Origin of the sequence: Aeromicrobium ginsengisoli (assembly GCF_004134905.2) — a bacterium.
GTDB lineage: Bacteria > Actinomycetota > Actinomycetes > Propionibacteriales > Nocardioidaceae > Aeromicrobium > Aeromicrobium ginsengisoli.
In genome coordinates, this window is the sequence record NZ_SDPQ02000007.1 from 1 (window position 1) to 927 (window position 927).

A 927-nucleotide genomic window follows, 5' to 3' on the forward strand; every position below is an offset into this window, starting at 1 on the left:
CGGTGCCGGTGCTCCAGGTCGCGGTCGTAGTAGGACTCCGCACCGGGGGTGTGGTCGTGGAGGTGGTCACGGCGGGGTGCGCTGATCGCCTCGATCGCGGTGCGGAGCTGGTCTGCTTGGGCTTGGGGGATGCGGAACCCGCCCCGGCACGTCCCGTCGCCGTCGTCGGACATCCAGAACTCCGACCGCCGCCAGGCGTCCTTCTCCCGGGTCTGCAGGGTCCGGTTCTCGATCTCGTCGACCTCGGGCTCGGGTTTGAACTGGTCGGTGATCCGCCTGGACCGTGCACGCAGGTCTTTCAACGACAGTCGCCCGGCGTCACCGATCAGCGTGTCCTCACACGCCTGCTTCTGCTCCGGTGTCGTGTCGTCAGGCAGGTCAGCGACCGCTCCGGCGATGATCGCCGCCTGCGCGGTGCCGATGTCACCCCGTGCCAGCGCTTGTCCGGTCGCCGGGGCGGCGTCGAGCTCCTTGGCCCGGTTGACCAGACCATCAGCAGCACGCCGGTCACCACCGAACGACCCGGCCAGCATCGCCCCGGTCGACGACGCACCCGAGGCCTTGGCCAGACCGGTCTCATCCAGCGCCTTGGTGACGGCCATCAGCTGGGCCTTGACCCGCGCCTCGACCCGCATCAACCGCTCCGCGCAGTCCCTCAACAGCACAGCCTCCAGACCCGACCACCCCGCGACCGGCATCTGGTCCAACGCACCCTCGATCCGCTCAACCGCACCCACCAACGGGTGCGGGAGCGAAACAACCGGAGCAACAGACACGAGAAACCTTCAGACGTACGGGCAGGGAGTCATCTCAACCTTGGGGCCCACTGAAGGGTTCTCACCCGACCCATGTCGTTCCAGATCGGCGCACTGACAACACTACGACAGATCACCGACAAAGTCGAACACCTGTTCGAATGGTGAGACG

1 protein-coding gene is annotated in these 927 nt (G+C 67.0%); it reads right to left on the bottom strand.

From position 1 onward, the window contains the following. Positions 1-776, bottom strand: a 776-nt coding sequence (locus ESP70_RS19910) for a DUF222 domain-containing protein (RefSeq protein ID WP_149691077.1), incomplete at its 3' end; no start/stop codon positions are given. Between the last annotated feature and the right edge of the window lie 151 nt (positions 777-927).